This window comes from Rhodococcus sp. LMD, from assembly GCF_056108245.1.
Genome location: NZ_CM148557.1, coordinates 4,339,306 through 4,354,942, shown reverse-complemented (window position 1 = coordinate 4,354,942; position 15,637 = coordinate 4,339,306). Strand labels below are relative to the sequence as shown.

Genomic DNA, 15,637 nt, shown 5'->3' with positions numbered 1-15,637 from the left:
TCGACATGACGCAGATGGACACGCGGGAAAATACGTCCGTGCTGAGCAACTACGAGCCACCCCGGCTGGAGACCCTCACCCTCGAGGTGCTCGAGGGCAAGATCGCCGTTCTCACGATCAACCGGCCCGACCGGATGAACTCGATGGTCGTGAAGATGTTCGAAGAGTTCAACACGGCCGCCTACGCATTGCGCGACACCGACGCGCGGGCACTGATCATCCGCGGTGCGGGCGAGCGGGCGTTCTGCGCCGGGTTCGACCTGGACGAGATCAGTGTGATCACCGAAATGGGCGTGCGCGAGTTCCTGAAATTCCAGGAGACCGCGACCGGAGGCCTTGCTGCGCTGCGGCATCTGCCGTTCCCGGTCATCGCGGCGATCCACGGCGCTGCCTCCGGCGGCGGTATGTCGCTCGCCCTCGCCGCCGACATCCGGCTCGTCGCCCCGACCGCGAAATTCAACGCGGCCTTCGTCAAGGTGGGGTTGTCCGTCGGGGAACTCGGCACCTCCTGGCAACTGACCCGCCTTGTCGGGCCGGGCCGGGCGGCGGAGATCGCGTACACGGCGCGCTTCGTCGGCGCCGAGGAGGCGGTCCGGATCGGGCTGGCCAACCGCGTGGTGCCGAGCGAGAACCTCTTCGACGAAGCCGTCGCACTGGCCGAGACGATCGCGACGAATTCTCCCGGCGGGATCCGGATGTCGAAGCGCGCGTTGCAGCGGAACCAGGAGGTGACCTCGTACGCGGCGGCGCTCGAGTTGGAGAACCGGGGGCAGGCGCTACTGACCCGATGCGCTGACATGCCGGAAGCGCTGGCCGCATTCAAGGAGAAGCGCGCTCCGCGTTTCACCGGGGCGTAGACGTCGACGAACGACTGCGTGCAGCGATCGGGGCCGGGCGGCGCGGCCGGCGGCACAATCTGATGGAGGCGAGAATATGACCTGGGAATGGACTCCCGACACCCTCGGCGCGCTAGAACGATTTCTGCGTGAGCGGGGTATCACAGATGGACCGCTGACGACGTCGCGTATCGGTGACGGGCATTCCAATCTGACGTTCCTGGTGTCCGACGGGGTACGTCGGGTGATCGTCCGTCGACCGCCCCCGCCGCCCGTCCCGCCGGGTGCTCACGACATGCTGCGGGAGGCTCGGCTCGTCGGTGCACTCGCCGGCAGCGGCGTGCCGGTGGCGGCCGTTCTTGCCGTCGGTCAGACGGGCGACGTGCTCGACGTCCCGTTCTACGTGATGGATTACGTCGCCGGTCCGGTGGTCACCACCGAGACCCCGGCCGCGCTGAGCGCGCCGGCCGACCGTCGCCGGATCGGTGAGGCGCTGATCGACACCCTCGCGGCACTGCACGCGGTCGACTGGCGGGCCGCCGGCCTCGGTGACCTCGGCCGGCCGGACGGTTTCAACGAGCGTCATCTGCGCCGCATGGGCCGGTTGGTGGCTGCCGAGGACGGGACGCCGCCGCCGGAGTTCGCGGAGATCGATGCGTGGCTCGCCGCCCACGTTCCCGCCGAGTCCGGTGCGGCGATCATCCACAACGACTACCGCATCGGCAACGTCATCCTCGCTTCTGACCCGCCGGGACGTATTGCGGCGGTGCTGGACTGGGAGCTCGCGACGATCGGCGACCCGCTGTTCGATCTGGGGTATTTCCTTGCGTCGTATCCCGTCGAGGGGGAGGAACGCACGCCGACCGAAGATCTCGGTGTCGCGGTCCTCGAGGAGGGGTATCCGACCCGCGACGAACTGGCCCAGCGGTATGCGGCTGCCACCGGCGCGGACCTGTCGAACCTCGACTGGTACACGGCACTGGCCCTGTGGAAGCTGGCGGTGCTGTACGAGTACGGGCGGCGCCGGGCCGTGGCCGGCGTCGGGGATCAGTACTACCGCGACGGCGCCCTGGTGCGTGCCTTTCTCGACGCCGCGCACCGGGCGGCGGGGCTGACGGTAGCCGGGGTCTGATCGGGCCGGTACCAGCCGGGCTCCGACCCGGTGGCCCCTACCCGACGCCCGCGATCTCACGCCAGCGAGCGTGCGCTGCCGGCGTCCACTCGGTACGCAGGTCGCGCAGTCGCTTCGCCGCCCGCAGTCCGGCCCAGTCCGGCAGCAGGACCTCGGGCAGTCGGGGGTCCAGGTAGGGCATCCGGCGCAGGGAATCGGCCAGCTGCAGGTGGGTGATGAGCAACTCGTCGTCCGAGGCGAATCCGCGCACGTCGAACCGGGCGAGCAGCTCGTCGTAAACCTTCTCGGCCTCGTCGAGATCCCAGGACCGCCGCACGAGTTCGGCCTCGGTGATGCCCGGCTGGCCGATTGGGCCGACGAAGGTGACCGTGTTGTCGGTCAACCCCAGCGACTCGATCGTCCTGGCGGCCTCCGCGGCGCGATCGACGTGGGGGGTCACCCAGACCCCGGGGGTCGGGTTTCCGAAGCCGGCCCACCGCAATGCCGCATACAGTTTCTTGCGGCTCGAGCGGTGAGATTCGGGAACCGGGACGTTGATCACCAGCCAACGGCCGTCCCACTGGGTGACGTCGACATCGGGGGGAAAGACACGCATGTCGCCTTCGGCGAACAGTCGGTGCGCTTCGTCGGTCAGGTGCCACAACGTCTCCCGACCGACCCGCTCGGCGGCGATCAACCCGGACGATCCCGTGCGGGCCAGAGCCTGCCGTGCCGCGGGCTCACCGAATCCAAGTCCCTTCAGGACGTGGAGCAGTGCCGCGGTACGAACCGGTCGACCGTATGGTTCGACCAACTCGCCGAGCACCGTCACAAGCACGGATCGGGCGCTGCGGGTGGGGGTTGCGTCCTTGTCGGACGCGGATCCGATGTCGGGATCAATCATGGGTCCATCGTCGCGCAGGCGGTCGGAGCAACGCCACACCGGACCCCGGCGGGGCGGGGGCGGCGGGATGTCGCACATCAGTCCGCACCGTCGACACCCCAGTCGCGCAAGACGGCGTCGGTGTCCGCGCCGGGCACGCGAGGTGCCGAGTACGTGGCCGGCGCCGCGTTCGCGAAGCGTGGCGATGCCGCCGGCTGACGCTGTCCGAACGATTCGACGACTGTCCCGCGTGCGGCGATGTGCGGGTGCGCCGCGACCTCGTCCAGGGCGAGCACCGGCGTGAAACACGCGTCGAGGGGGGCGAAGTGCTCCACCCATTCGTCGCGATCGCGTCCGCGGAAGATCTCGGCGAACCGAGTGCGCACCGTAGGCCAGGCCGTGCGATCGTATTGATCGGGAAGGTGTGCCGGGTCGAGTCCGAGGCCCGTGAGCAGGTGCGCGTAGAACGCCGGCTCGACCGCGCCGACTGCGACGTACCGCCCGTCGGCACATTCGTAGGTGTCGTAGAACGGGGCCGCGCCGTCGACGACGTTGGTTCCCCGGTCGGCGGACCATAGGCCGTTTTCGGTCATCGTCCAGTACATCGTCATCAGCGTGCTGACGCCGTCGACCATCGCGACGTCGACGACGTCACCCTGCCCGGACCGCTCCCGCGCATAGAGGGCACCGAGGATGCCGGTGATCGCCAGCATCGAGCCTCCCCCCAGGTCGGCGACCAGGTTGAGCGGCGCCAGCGGGCGTTCGCCTTTCCGTCCGATCGCGTTCAACGCCCCGGTGAGGGCGAGGTAGTTGATGTCGTGCCCCGCGTAGGGGGCCAGCGGACCGTCCTGTCCCCATCCGGTGATCCGGGCGTAGACGAGTCGGGGATTGCGTGCTCGGCACACCTCGGGGCCGATGCCGAGGCGTTCCGCCGCGCCGGGGCGGTAGCCCTCGATGAGCACATCCGCATTGTCGACGAGGTCCAGCACGCGCTGCAGATCGTCGGGATCTTTCAGATCGGCGCGGACCGAGCGACGGTTGCGCAGGCCGGCGTCCTGCTCCACGGGCAGGAGTTGGCTCACCCCGCCGGGACGTTCGATCCGCACGACGTCCGCCCCGAGGTCGGCCAGCAGCATCGCGGCATGGGGGGAGGGGCCGATCCCGGCCAGCTCGACCACCCGCAGCCCGTCGAGTACACGCGTCATCTTCTACCTCCGAACGGCATCAATGTTTGACAACTCTGGATACTAACTACCAAATTAAGTATTATCTAGCTCGACGTCGCAGCGAAGCACCGACTTGTCGCTGTCGGCATCCATCGACGAATCCGAGGGCGAAACGTGAACAGACTCAGTCCAGAACTGATGGCGACGCTGCGCGCCGCGGCCGACGATCCGGTCACCTACGCGCAGACATGGAAGGCGACCCATGGCCGCAGCTTGATCGGTTCCTTCCCGATGAACTTTCCCTCCGAACTCGTGCACGCCGCCGGCGCCCTTCCGGTGCTCATCCAGGAGAACCGGACCCCGATCACCGAAGGCCGCAACCTGCTCGCCGAGTTCTACTGCGGATACACCCGCAGTGTCGCCGATCAGGCGGCGCTCGGTCAGCTCGACGTCTTCGACGCCTTCGTGGCGGCGGACCACTGCGTGCAATTGCTCGGCGCGGTGGACGTGATCCGATGGGCGCGACCCGAGAAACCTGTGCACTTCGCCCAGCTCACCAGCGCCATGGACGATACGTGGACAAGACCGCGGGTGGCGGGTCGCATCGGCGAACTCACCACCGAGATCGAAGCCGCCCTGGGTGTTTCGATCACTTCCGATACCTTGACCGCCAGCATTCGGATGTTCAACGCCAACCGGCGTCTGCTGCGCGAGTTCTATGAGCTGCGTCGCTCCGGCCGGCTCCGCATCACCGCAAGCGAAATGCAGGTGCTGGTGAAGTCGAGCATGGTGATGGACATCGTCGAACACACCGCTGCCCTCGAGCGCCTTCTCGACGCGATCGAGCCGGCTGCGGAAGCGCAGCCCGACGTGGTCAGGCTCTATCTGTCCGGCCACTTCTGCCACGCCCCGCGGCCCGAACTGCTGGACGTGATCGAGGAGACCGGGGTGATCGTGGTCGACGACGACCTGTACACCGGATACCGCTACATCTCCACCGATGTGCCCGAGAACGGTGATCCGTTCGAGGCGCTGTCGACCTGGTATCTGGAGCGAAACCTCAACACCCCATGCCCCACCCGAGTGACCACTCAGGTCGACTGGGACCGATACCTGATCGACGAACTCGCTCGAAGCAACGCGAACGGCGTGATCGTGATGATGGCGAAGTTCTGCGAACCTCACATGCTCTACTACCCGGAACTGCGGAAAGCGCTGGAGAGTAACCGAACCCCCGTGCTCCTCATCGAAACCGAACACGAGGGCAATCCTGTGGAAACACTCCGGACCCGGGTCGAGACCTTTGTGGAGCGAATCCGCCGGCTCCCCGCGCCGGTGCTGTCCTGAAACCTGCTCGACCACCCGAGGGAGATCGTGATGACTGTTGCACAACCGCGCAAGGACAAGGCCCACCGTCTGTCCAGTACCCGCGTCGGCGGCAAGCTGGTCGCCGACTACTGGGAAAACATTTTCACCGCGAAGGAGCGCGGTAAGCACGTCGTCTGGTACAACGGCGCAGCGTTGAACCCGCTCTTCCAGGCGGCCGGCCTCGAATGGTGCCACGGTGAGGCGTTCGCTGCACGACTGGCCGCCCAGCATCTCGAGGGTCCGGCTCAGGCCGCCGGGGCCGAGTACGGCTACATCAACGAGCTGTGCTCGTACGCCCGCACGCACCTCGGCTGCGCCGTGCTGACGCATCAGAACAGCGGGCGGAGCGAGACCGGCGTCGTGGGCCTGACCGATCAGCAGGAGCTCGCGAGCAAGCTGCCCGCTCCGGACTTCTTCGTGAACGGATATGCCGGCTGCAGCACCGGACAGCAGTGGGACGCCATGACGTACCGAGTGTTCGACCGCAAGTTGCCTCTGTTCAACGTCTCGCTCCCGATGCTGTGGGGCAACAAACCCGACGCGGGATACATGCGCGGGGAGGAGTGGGTCGAGGTCGGCAAGTACGTCGAGGGCCAGCTCCGGGAGCTGGTCGACTTCCTGGAGTACCAGACCGGCCGGCCGTTCGACTGGGATGCGCTCAGCGAGAGCATGTCATACATCAAGCGAGCTTCGGAGTTGCGTCTCGAAGGTATGGAACTTTGCCGGCAGGCGCCGACCCCGGCGACCTACTGGGACTGGGTGGCGAGCATCGCGCCGATCAACTTCCTGCCTGGCAACCAGGATCTCGTGGACTACTTCGCCGGGGTGAAGACCGAGATCGAACAGCGGATCGCCGACGGTGTCAGCGCCGTGGAGAACGAGCGCTACCGGGTCTACTTCGACGGGATCATGAACTGGAACAAACTCGGATTCCTGACCAGGAAGTTCGCCGAGTACGACGTGGCCGTGGTGGCAGGCCGGTACACCCACGAATCCTTCTGGCAGGAACCACAACTCATCGACGTCGACAATCCGCTGCTCGGTATGGCGCAACACTACCTGCTCTGCCCGCTCAACCACGGGCTGAAGAACCTGCAGGAGCTGTTGTTGCGTCGTCTCGACGAATATGCGATCGACGGCATCGCCTTCCACTCCACCCGGACCTGCCGGGCGATGACCAACCCGCAGTCGATGCTCGCCCGGGCCGCCGAGACCGGGCGAGGAGTCAAGTCGTTCTTCTTCGAGGGGGACGTTGCCGACGCATCGTTCTACAACGACGAGTTGTTCGACAGCCGCCTCGAAGCGATGCTGGAGGCGATCGATGTGCAGCGGATGAGGTCCGCGGTCTAGCGCGATACCGTACCGGAAGAGACGAGTGCGATGAGTACCGACAAGTGGTTCGTCATGGGCGTCGATCTGGGATCGACGACCGCGAAGGCTGCCGTCGTCGATCAGGACGGTGCGTTGTGCGGGACGGATGTCGTGCAGATGGGCGCTGTGAGCCGCGAAGCTGTCACCCGTGCGATCGAGGGTGCCGCCGTCGCGGCAGGAGTGCCACGCGAGGCCATTCGATGGACAGTGAGCACCGGGTACGGCCGCCGATTGGTTCCGGGCGCCGACCGCACCTTCACCGAGATCACCTGCCATGCGCGCGGCGCGGCAGCACTGCGTCCGGGGGTCCGGCTCGTCATCGACATCGGCGGCCAGGACAGCAAGGCGATCATCGTCGACGACGACGGATTGGTGGAACGTTTCGCCATGAACGACCGTTGCGCGAGCGGAACGGGTCGATTCTTCGATGTGCTGGCCCGCGCGCTCGAGATCGACATCGATGCGGTGGGGGATCTTGCGCTCGCCGGTGCCGACGGCCTCGAGGTCAGCAGTATGTGTGCCACATTCGCCGAAACCGAGGTGATTTCCCTGCTCGCACAGGGGCAGGACAAGGCCGACATCGCCGCGTCCGTGCACCGTGCGGTTGCGGCGCGCACCCTGGGGCTGGTCGGTCAAGTCGGCAGGGCCACACCGGCGGTGATGACCGGCGGTGTGGCCAAGAACCCGGCTGCGATCCGGTGTGTATCGCAGGCGTTGAGACATCCGATCGAGGTGCTCGACCAGCCGCAGATCGCCGGTGCCTACGGCGCGGGGCTGCTTGCACGCGACGAGTATCGCGGCGCCCGAACAGCCCTGCCCGCTCGCGATGCCGCGACGGAGACGAACATGGCATCGCGAATTCCGGGCGGTGGTCAGCACTGTGCGAGCTGCGACGGTGTCCTGGACGGTGATCATGCGCATGCCGGCCGACCGGTGATGCTCGATCTGCGGAGGAACGATTGATGATGAGAGAACCGAGTGAGTTCCGGGTGCCGGTACCGGCCGAGTCGACGATCTACATCGTCGGGGGGACGAGTGGTGTCGGGCTCGAGGTGGCGCGTCGGTTCGTGCGTGCGGGCGTCCAGCGGATCGGTCTGGTGGGGCGCAACGTCGAACGTGGCGAGAAAGCGGCACAGCACATTCGGACCCTCGCACCCGGCGTGTGGTGTCTGTTCGCTGCGGCCGACGTGAATGTTCCGGGGGAGGCCGTGCGGGTTGTGACGGAACTTGCGGATTCGCTGGGTGCTGCCGACATCCTCGTCAACAGCACGACGGGTTCGTTCAACCCGCGACTGTTCCACGAGATGGACCCCGAGGACATTCCGGGGGTGCTGTTGAGCCAGGCTCTCGGTCCGATCAACATGTGCCGAGCCGTCCTGCCCGCGATGCGACAGCAGCGCGGCGGGGTGATTGTGAACATTGCCTCCGATGCGGCGAAGCACCCGACGCCGGGCGAGAGTGTGATCGGTGCGGCCATGGCAGCGATCGTCATGTTCTCCAAAACCCTTGCAATGGAAGCCAAGAGGGACGGCATCCGAGTCAATGCCGTGACGCCGTCGCTCATCCGCGACACCGGTGGCTTCGATCGCGTCATGTCCGAGCCGTTCAGTGCGAAGCTGTTCGAGAAGGCGAGTCGGCTGGCGTCGTTGGGGGTGGCGGAGCCGGGCGATGTTGCCGACCTCGTGCTGTTCCTCTGTAGTGCGCAGGCGCGGCGGATCACCGGGCAGGTGGTCAGCCCGAACGGGGGGATTTCCGCGGGATAGTGGTTGCCGCGAGAAGCCGGCCGAGGTGGGAACCTCGGCCGGCTTCAGGTGCTTCGGGGATGGACCCGGAGGTGTCGTCTTCCAAAATGTTTGACAGATCTGTAGCGGAAGGCACCTGACGCGTACTATATTTTGTGTGACCGCGATTACAATTCGGGGTGCCCGGTCCAGGGCCCTGGTCGGTCCCTGCAGTCTTCCTTTCTTCCATCTCGCGCAGCCGAAAGCAGGAGCACACCATGTCGCTACAGATGTCCTATTGGCCGGCGGCCACGAGCACGGGCATTCGAGACATCACGTTCAGTGATCTTCTTCGGGAGGGGGCCGCGACCGTTCCCGACCGCGTCGCGCTCGTCGACGGCGTTGCCGACCCGGCGGACCGGAGAGAATGGACCTACCGCCAGTTGCTCGCCGACACCGAATCGACGGCCCACGCGTTGCTCACACGCTTCTCCCCCGGGGATCGGATCGCGGTGTGGGCGCCCAACAGTGCCCACTGGGTGATCCTGCACCAGGCCATCGCGATGGCGGGCATGGTGCTGGTCGGCATCAATCCGGCGTATCGCGCACACGAACTCGAATACATCCTGCGGCAGTCCGAGGCAGCCGGTCTCTTCTTCCGCGAGTCCTATCGCGGTGCGGATCTGTCCGCGATTCTGGACGAGGTCCGGCCGACTCTGCCCGGACTGCACACAGTGGTGTCCGGCAGCGAGTGGGCCGAGTTCGTGCGTACGGGTGATCCGAACGCGCAGTTCCCGGCCGTCGCGCCGACGGACGCGGTGCAACTGCAGTACACCTCGGGCACCACCGGATTCCCGAAAGGCGCACTGCTGCACCACAAAGGTCTTGTCAACGAGGCCGCGTTCGTGTTCGAACGGGCCGGCCGGACAGACCCGCTGGTGTGTGTCAATGCCATGCCGATGTACCACATCGGGGGCGGTGGCGTCACCGAGCTCGGTACGTTCGCCGTCCATGGAACCTACGTGATCTTGCCGGCCTTCGAGCCGGCCGCGATGCTCGAGATGATCGAGACCTGCCGGGGCACCCACTCGTTGATGGTGCCTACGATGCTCATCGCTTTGCTCGACCACCCGGACCGGCACACGCGTGACCTGTCGAGCATCCACACCGTCATGTCCGGCGCGGCGGCAGTACCCGAGGCGCTCGTCGAACGGGTGACCCAGGAACTCGACTGCAACTTCACGATCCTGTTTGGCCAAAGCGAGATGCACGGAGTGATCAGCCAGACGCGGATCACGGACGATGTCGTCGACCAGGCGACCACGGTGGGACAGCCGCTGCCGGAACTCGAGGTCAAGATCGTCGATCCGTTCTCCGACGAGGTCGTTCCCGTCGGTGAGCAGGGCGAGGTGTGCTGTCGCGGCTACCAGGTGATGCTCGGGTACTCGGACATGCCCGACGAAACTGCCGCCACCATCGATGCGGACGGATGGCTGCGCATGGGCGATCTGGGTGTGATGGACCGCCGTGGGTTCCTCCAGATCACCGGTCGTCTCAAGGAGATGATCATCCGGGGCGGCCTCAACATCTATCCCCGCGAGATCGAGGAACTGCTCTACCGGCATCCCGCCGTCGCCGAGGTGGCGATCATCGGTGTGCCGGACGAGAAATGGGGTGAACAGATCGGCGCCGTCGTACGGGTGAAGGACCCCGACTCGCCCCCCAGCGCGGCGGAGCTGAAGTCCTGGCTCCGCGAAAGGCTCGCCGCACACAAGACGCCCGCCCTGTGGTACTTCACCCGGTCCCTTCCCATGACCCCGTCGGGCAAGATCCAGAAGTTCCGTGTGCAGGAACAGATCGCCGCCGGGACGCTGACCGCGGCACCGATGGCCGAGGGCGACGCGGCCGAGCAGTCCTCGGCCGATCTGGTGTCGTGACGACGTCCGCCGCGGCCGAGAACCGACCCGTGACCGGCGGAAGGACCACACCTTGACACAGTTGCTGAACTCCGATGTGCGCGGGATCCGTGACGCGGTGCGGGCCTACGCGGCGAAACGCCCGGCACCCGGTATCTCGAGTGCACGGAATCCGCCACGTTCCCATGGGATCTGCATCGCGAGATCGCCGGCCTGGGACTCAACGGTCTGCTCGCGGGGAAGGGGTACAACCCTCTCGAGCGGGAGGACTTTGTTGCGGCCGGCGTCGCCGTCGAGGAACTCGCCTACGCGGACTTCAACGTCGCCAACATCACGATCCCCGTCATGCTGATGAGCACGTTGATCCGGCACCACGCATCCGAGACGATCGCCGAGGCGTGGCTGCCGCGCCTGATTGCGGGTGAAACGTACGTCGCGTTCGGCTCGACGGAACCCGAGACCGGATCCGACGCCGCCAACATCAAGACCGTCGCGCGAGCTACCGCAGATGGGTACGCCATTTCCGGCGAGAAGACGTCGGTGACCATGCTCGCCGACGCGGAAGCGATCATCCTCGCCGCACGGACCATCCGGGACGGCAAGGATGCCGGCGTGTCGACGTTCCTGGTGCTGCTCGATGCGCGTGGCATTGCCACGTCGACGGTTGCGGATACGGGATGGGGCATCCTCGGTCGCGGGGTCCTGCATCTGGACGGAGCCGAGGTGCCACCGGAGAACCTGATCGGCCTCGAAGGCCGTGCGTTCTCCCGCGTGCTGAACGGGTTCGACTTCACTCGGCCGCTGCTCGCACTGACCGGACTCGGCGCGGCCCGGGCGTCCCTCGACGAGACAGCCGAGTACGTGCGCCGGCGCACGGCGTTCGGTGCTCCGCCGGCGAAGTTCGAGGGCGTGTCGTTTCCCATGGCCGAACACCTCACCAAGGTCGAGGCGGCGCGGATGATCTGCTACGCGGCGCTCGAGAAACGCTCCCTCGGTCTGCCCCACACCATCGAGGCGGCGATGGCGAAGTGGTACGGCCCGCTCGTCGCGAGCGCAGCGGTCAAGGAATGTCTCCTCCTGCACGGCAACTACGGTTACTCGCAGGAACTTCCGTTCGAGCAACGCCTGCGTGATGTGATGTCCGTCGAGATCGCCGACGGTACGGCACAGATCCAGAAGATCATCATCATGCGGGAGAAGTATGGGACCGACTTCGTTCCCTACGAGAGGCGCGGCAGCGACGCGGCCTCGTCGTGGCAGAGAGGAGCGGCCCGCCCCGCGCCCGCGACACAGTGAGTTCGTCGAGTGTCCATCACCTACCGACAGGCGAAGGGGGACCCGAATGGCCGGGCCTGCCGATCTCATGGTGCGGATGCGAGCTCGAGTCTGAACGTGATTCCGCCCTGGGCTACCCCTGCACCCTCAGATAGGCGCAGGGGTAGTCACGGGCTCGGCGTGTTACGCCAAGGAGGGGCGGTAGGCGTACGACGACGACCGCGACAGGGCGAATTCGAAAATGCCGTATCCGGTCTGTCCGTTCCAGCCGAACGTGCAGCATCGGTCCGTCAGGGCGGAGTCGAGAGTCGTCGGTCCCACCGTCCCGTCGAGGGGATAGACGTCGAACTCTTCGAAGTCGCGACCGCGAACCTTTCCGTGGTGTCCGCCGTAACCGCCACCGGCCATGTATCCACCGCCGGCCGAGGCGTCGGCGTCGAGGCGGTAGGTCGCGCCGGCGGCGGTCACGATCTCCACGGTGCCGCTGGTCAGGTCGTTGCCTGCCGTGAACGCCAGGTTGTGCCGGACGCCGGTGATGTCGTCGAGTCGGCCGTCGTCGTGCATGACGGCGCCCTCCAGCAGGATCCGTCCGCCGTTTCGGCCCTCGACGAGGAGGAATCCGAACGTGCGGTCCGGGAACTGGGCCTGGTACCAGATGTGCAGGCCCTGGCCTCCGGACATGGTGCGTACTCCGCGGGAGCGGTCCCGCAGTCCGTACCATCCGGCGACATCGGTGGTGGTGCCGTCCAACGTGAGCGTGCCTTCGTAGCGGCCGGGCTGGAAGAGGTGGTCGAACGAGGTGACGTTTCCGTCGGTGTTCGCCACATCCACCGACCCGAGCCAGTAGGGCGCCCGGGCGTGCCAGAGGAGGTCGAGTTCGAGTCCGGTTTTGTTCTCGTCGAGCTGGATTCGCCACGCCGTGTTGTCCGCGACGGTCTCCCAGCGCAGGGGTCCGACGGACGCGGCGTCGGTGGTGTTGTGCTCTGTGGAGAAGCGGAGGTTGCGTTGCTCGGACCCGGTGGTCAGCACCACGAAGCCGTCTACGACGTTGCGCGGCGGATAGACTCCGGCACCGAGGATCACCGACGGTGCGGTGCTGCCGTCCGGATGAAGATTGAACATGAACCGGTCGAAGAATTTCTCCGGCATGTCCGGGGTGGCCCGGGTTACCAAGGCGTCGTGGAATCCGTCGGTCATTCGTGCTCCTTCTGGTCGACGGGTTATCAGTTGGAAACCGGTGATGTCATTGTCTCCTGGGCCTCATCAGCAGCGTCGACCTGCTTGTGGTCGAGGGTGAAGCGGTAGGAGCCCATCATCAGCAGGCAGGCGATGCCGATGCCGACCAGCACGATGATCGGTATCGCGCCGGCACGGTAGGAGCCCGTGGCGCCGTAGATCTGTCCGAGCAGGAAGATGCCGAATGCCGCGCCCTGGGCGTAGAGGAAGTAGATGAATCCCAGCACGCGGCCGTACGAGTGCTTGGGGAAGTATCGGCTCACCATGTAGGCGGCGAGGTCGCCCTCGGATCCCAAACCCAGGCCGATCAGCAGGGAACCCACGAAGAGCAGGCCGATCTCCGACGAGGTGATCATGAGGAAGACTCCGACTGCGCACAAAGCGAAGATGATCGAGCCGATGACTGGAGCGTAGAACCGGTCGAGCAGATAGCCGACGAGTAGACGAGCGGAGATCGACGCCAGGCTGAGTACGGACAGGATGGAAACGGCAGTCCCCTGGCTGATGCCCTTGTCGGTGGTCATCGGCACGACCTGCGACATCAGACCGAAGGTGGCCGAGGACACCACGAAGATCGCGACGGAGAGCAGCCAGAACTGTCGATATTTCCGCGCCACGGTGAGGAGGGACTCCCCGGCCATCCGGCCCTGCAGACGTGCGGCCGTGCGCTCGGCATCGTGTTCGGCGGGCATCCGGGTGACGAATGCGTAGACCGACGCCGGGATTACGGTGCACACGGCGCCGATGACGAGGAAGGCGACGCGCCAGCCGCCCATACCCAACACCCAGTTCGCGAGATAGGGCATCAGTACCCCGCAGGCGCCGAGACCGGCCATGAGGACGCCCAGCGCCATGCCACGGCGATCCTGGAACCACGCGCTGACCACGGTGGAGTGCGCCACCGGGTTCACGGCGCCCGCGCCGGCACCGATCACGATGCAGAGGGCAAAGAAGAGCATTTCGTTGTTCGGAAGTGCGGACATCAGCATGAGGCCGATTCCGAACGCCAAGGCCATCGGTACCGAAGGCATCTTCGGACCGTAGCGGTCGATGAGGAAGCCGAGGATGACGATGCTGACTCCGACCATCACCGTCTCGAGGGACAAGCCGTTGGCGATGACACTGCGGTCCCATCCGAACTCCTCGGTCATGGGCTTGCCGAGGACGTTGAACAGAACGTTGACCGTGCTGGTGCCGAACAACAGGGTGACAAAGCCGGTGATGACGTACCACCAGCGGTTCAAGTGCCGCGAGGGCGCCTGCAACCCAGTCGTGCCGACTGCGCTCATGGAAGCTCCTGTGATTGATATCGGTGGTCGGGGCGGCGATGCTGCGCACGAATCCACGAGGAGTGGTCTCCGTCACACGATGAGAGCATACGGACAGTCCAATGTAAAGGACAGTCCAAAGTGTTCGGATGAGCGGGCGGGGCGACAGCGTGCTGCACGTGCGGCGCAGCGTGATCCCGTGAGCGATGGGTCATACCATTGGACTGTAGGTCCCCGTCTGGGTACCATCGATCGGTGATTTCAATCACAAAGAGGTGGGAGTGCCGTGGACAACGAGGTCGGGATGCGAGACGAAGGTGAGTCGGATGACTTCACGCATCTCGTAGAGCGAGCCGCCGAGTGCCTCGGTACGGCCGGCAAACTGCTGGGCGACCGAACCTGCGACATGCGCTCTTCCGCGCTGTCGGTGTCGCTGGCCATGGCACGGCGTCGACTCGCCAGGGCGCTGACCGAGGGACGGGTGACCGGAACGGACATCGAGGACGCGTGTCGAGTTCTCGTCCGCATCGAACACCTCGAGGAGCAGTTCGCCAAGGCCGAGGCGATTCGTCCTGTCGCCGAAGTGGTCGAGGTGCACGACGCGGCACTCCAACTTCGGGAGCTTCCGCCGCGCGAGATCATCGAGTCGGCTCCAGAGATCGTCTGCACCGCGTTGCCGTTCGCACGCTCGTTGATTTCCGCGGTATCGGGCACTCGGTGGCAGCCGCGCCGCCTCTATCTGCGGCCCGAACTCGACGGCTCCCCCCTCGACTTCTCCGACTACGTAGACTCCGCCGAACTCTCGTTGGTGGAGGCACCTCTGGAAACCGAGCTGGTACGTCGACGGGTTCCGGCGCTGGTTGCGGCCCCGGCCGATGACAACCGCACACACAGGGAGATGGTCAGTGCGTCCCGGACGTCGGCGTACGTCGCTGCGCCGGTCATGTCCGGGGGAAAGGTCATCGGGCTGCTCCATGCCGATCGTCCTGGCTCGACCGAGGCGCTCGACCCGGGGGATCGAGACCGATTGGACACGTTCGCAACCATCCTGGCGATCATTTACGAACAGGCCGTTCTGAAGCATCGGCTACAACTACAGCGTGCACGGATCGAGAAGTCGTTCGACGCAACTCAGGCCATGCTCGATCGGATCTCGAAGGCCGACGCGATTCTCTCCCGCCGTGCCGACGGTCCGGCGGACGGTGCCGTTGGCAAGCCCGACGACCACCATGTGGTCGAACTGGCCTCGGTACTTACCCCCCGCGAACGCGAGATCCTCTCCCATCTCGCCACCGGAGCAACGAACAGCCAGATCGCCCGAGCACTGGTCATTTCCGAGGGCACCGTGAAATCGCACGTGAAAGCGGTACTCAAGAAGCTGCACGCACCTACGCGCGCTGCCGCGGCTGCTCTCTACTCGAGCCAGGCTCGACGACCGCGATGAAGGAGAAATCTCAGGGGCAAAGAGCCGCCCGGGCGGCCGTCG

At 65.9% G+C, this 15,637-nt stretch carries 13 protein-coding genes; 9 read left to right on the top strand and 4 right to left on the bottom strand.

What is annotated here, in order from left to right; translation table 11 throughout:
* The first annotated feature begins 5 nt into the window (after positions 1-5).
* Both ACWPQI_RS19815 and ACWPQI_RS19810 read left to right on the top strand, forming a co-directional pair.
* Positions 6-857, top strand: a complete 852-nt coding sequence (locus ACWPQI_RS19815) for an enoyl-CoA hydratase/isomerase family protein (protein ID WP_051009371.1) — start codon at positions 6-8, stop codon at positions 855-857.
* Between the two features lie 76 nt (positions 858-933).
* Complete coding sequence (locus ACWPQI_RS19810) at positions 934-1,968, top strand: phosphotransferase family protein (RefSeq protein ID WP_010593369.1); 1,035 nt, start codon at positions 934-936, stop codon at positions 1,966-1,968.
* Between the two features lie 37 nt (positions 1,969-2,005).
* On the opposite strand, the gene ACWPQI_RS19805 is transcribed toward ACWPQI_RS19810, so the two are convergent.
* Both ACWPQI_RS19805 and ACWPQI_RS19800 read right to left on the bottom strand, forming a co-directional pair.
* Complete coding sequence (locus ACWPQI_RS19805) at positions 2,006-2,851, bottom strand: PaaX family transcriptional regulator (RefSeq protein ID WP_010593368.1); 846 nt, start codon at positions 2,849-2,851, stop codon at positions 2,006-2,008.
* A gap of 77 nt (positions 2,852-2,928) precedes the next feature.
* On the bottom strand, positions 2,929-4,035 hold the full coding sequence (locus ACWPQI_RS19800) for a CaiB/BaiF CoA transferase family protein (protein WP_234574744.1): 1,107 nt from the start codon (positions 4,033-4,035) through the stop codon (positions 2,929-2,931).
* A 159-nt stretch (positions 4,036-4,194) separates the two neighbouring features.
* On the opposite strand from ACWPQI_RS19800, the gene ACWPQI_RS19795 reads away from it, so the two are divergent.
* From ACWPQI_RS19795 to ACWPQI_RS19770, 6 genes are all read left to right on the top strand, one after another.
* Positions 4,195-5,343 carry a 2-hydroxyacyl-CoA dehydratase subunit D gene (locus ACWPQI_RS19795; RefSeq protein WP_234574743.1) on the top strand — a complete coding sequence of 383 codons (1,149 nt, stop codon included), beginning with the start codon at positions 4,195-4,197 and terminating at the stop codon, positions 5,341-5,343.
* A 30-nt stretch (positions 5,344-5,373) separates the two neighbouring features.
* Positions 5,374-6,714, top strand: coding sequence for a 2-hydroxyacyl-CoA dehydratase subunit D (locus ACWPQI_RS19790; RefSeq protein WP_010593365.1), 1,341 nt, complete (start codon positions 5,374-5,376; stop codon positions 6,712-6,714).
* Between the two features lie 30 nt (positions 6,715-6,744).
* Positions 6,745-7,698, top strand: a complete 954-nt coding sequence (locus ACWPQI_RS19785; protein ID WP_474738460.1) for an acyl-CoA dehydratase activase — start codon at positions 6,745-6,747, stop codon at positions 7,696-7,698.
* Positions 7,698-8,498, top strand: a complete 801-nt coding sequence (locus ACWPQI_RS19780) for an SDR family NAD(P)-dependent oxidoreductase (RefSeq protein WP_010593363.1) — start codon at positions 7,698-7,700, stop codon at positions 8,496-8,498. The genes ACWPQI_RS19785 and ACWPQI_RS19780 overlap by 1 nt, the downstream gene beginning before the upstream one ends.
* Positions 8,499-8,734: 236 nt before the next feature.
* A complete protein-coding gene (locus tag ACWPQI_RS19775; RefSeq protein ID WP_474738459.1) occupies positions 8,735-10,393 on the top strand; it encodes an AMP-binding protein in 1,659 nt (552 codons plus the stop codon).
* A 171-nt stretch (positions 10,394-10,564) separates the two neighbouring features.
* Positions 10,565-11,668, top strand: coding sequence for an acyl-CoA dehydrogenase family protein (locus ACWPQI_RS19770; protein ID WP_325051603.1), 1,104 nt, complete (start codon positions 10,565-10,567; stop codon positions 11,666-11,668).
* Positions 11,669-11,830: 162 nt separating this feature from the next.
* On the opposite strand, the gene ACWPQI_RS19765 is transcribed toward ACWPQI_RS19770, so the two are convergent.
* Both ACWPQI_RS19765 and ACWPQI_RS19760 read right to left on the bottom strand, forming a co-directional pair.
* Complete coding sequence (locus ACWPQI_RS19765) at positions 11,831-12,844, bottom strand: Rv3169 family protein (protein ID WP_010593360.1); 1,014 nt, start codon at positions 12,842-12,844, stop codon at positions 11,831-11,833.
* A gap of 26 nt (positions 12,845-12,870) precedes the next feature.
* Complete coding sequence (locus ACWPQI_RS19760) at positions 12,871-14,172, bottom strand: MFS transporter (RefSeq protein WP_010593359.1); 1,302 nt, start codon at positions 14,170-14,172, stop codon at positions 12,871-12,873.
* A 265-nt stretch (positions 14,173-14,437) separates the two neighbouring features.
* Between ACWPQI_RS19760 and ACWPQI_RS19755 the strand changes: the two genes are divergently transcribed.
* Positions 14,438-15,595, top strand: a complete 1,158-nt coding sequence (locus ACWPQI_RS19755) for a LuxR C-terminal-related transcriptional regulator (RefSeq protein WP_010593358.1) — start codon at positions 14,438-14,440, stop codon at positions 15,593-15,595.
* The last annotated feature ends 42 nt before the right edge of the window (positions 15,596-15,637 follow it).

Excerpts from the sequence above, each read along its gene's own strand:
- ACWPQI_RS19785 (WP_474738460.1), top strand. The coding sequence starts at position 6,745 with ATGAGTACCGACAAGTGGTTCGTCATGGGCGTCGATCTGGGATCGACG.
- ACWPQI_RS19780 (WP_010593363.1), top strand. The coding sequence starts at position 7,698 with ATGATGAGAGAACCGAGTGAGTTCCGGGTGCCGGTACCGGCCGAGTCG.
- ACWPQI_RS19790 (WP_010593365.1), top strand. The coding sequence starts at position 5,374 with ATGACTGTTGCACAACCGCGCAAGGACAAGGCCCACCGTCTGTCCAGT.
- ACWPQI_RS19760 (WP_010593359.1), bottom strand. The coding sequence starts at position 14,172 with ATGAGCGCAGTCGGCACGACTGGGTTGCAGGCGCCCTCGCGGCACTTG.
- ACWPQI_RS19775 (WP_474738459.1), top strand. The coding sequence starts at position 8,735 with ATGTCGCTACAGATGTCCTATTGGCCGGCGGCCACGAGCACGGGCATT.
- ACWPQI_RS19815 (WP_051009371.1), top strand. The coding sequence starts at position 6 with ATGACGCAGATGGACACGCGGGAAAATACGTCCGTGCTGAGCAACTAC.
- ACWPQI_RS19805 (WP_010593368.1), bottom strand. The coding sequence starts at position 2,851 with ATGATTGATCCCGACATCGGATCCGCGTCCGACAAGGACGCAACCCCC.
- ACWPQI_RS19800 (WP_234574744.1), bottom strand. The coding sequence starts at position 4,035 with ATGACGCGTGTACTCGACGGGCTGCGGGTGGTCGAGCTGGCCGGGATC.
- ACWPQI_RS19810 (WP_010593369.1), top strand. The coding sequence starts at position 934 with ATGACCTGGGAATGGACTCCCGACACCCTCGGCGCGCTAGAACGATTT.
- ACWPQI_RS19795 (WP_234574743.1), top strand. The coding sequence starts at position 4,195 with ATGGCGACGCTGCGCGCCGCGGCCGACGATCCGGTCACCTACGCGCAG.
- ACWPQI_RS19765 (WP_010593360.1), bottom strand. The coding sequence starts at position 12,844 with ATGACCGACGGATTCCACGACGCCTTGGTAACCCGGGCCACCCCGGAC.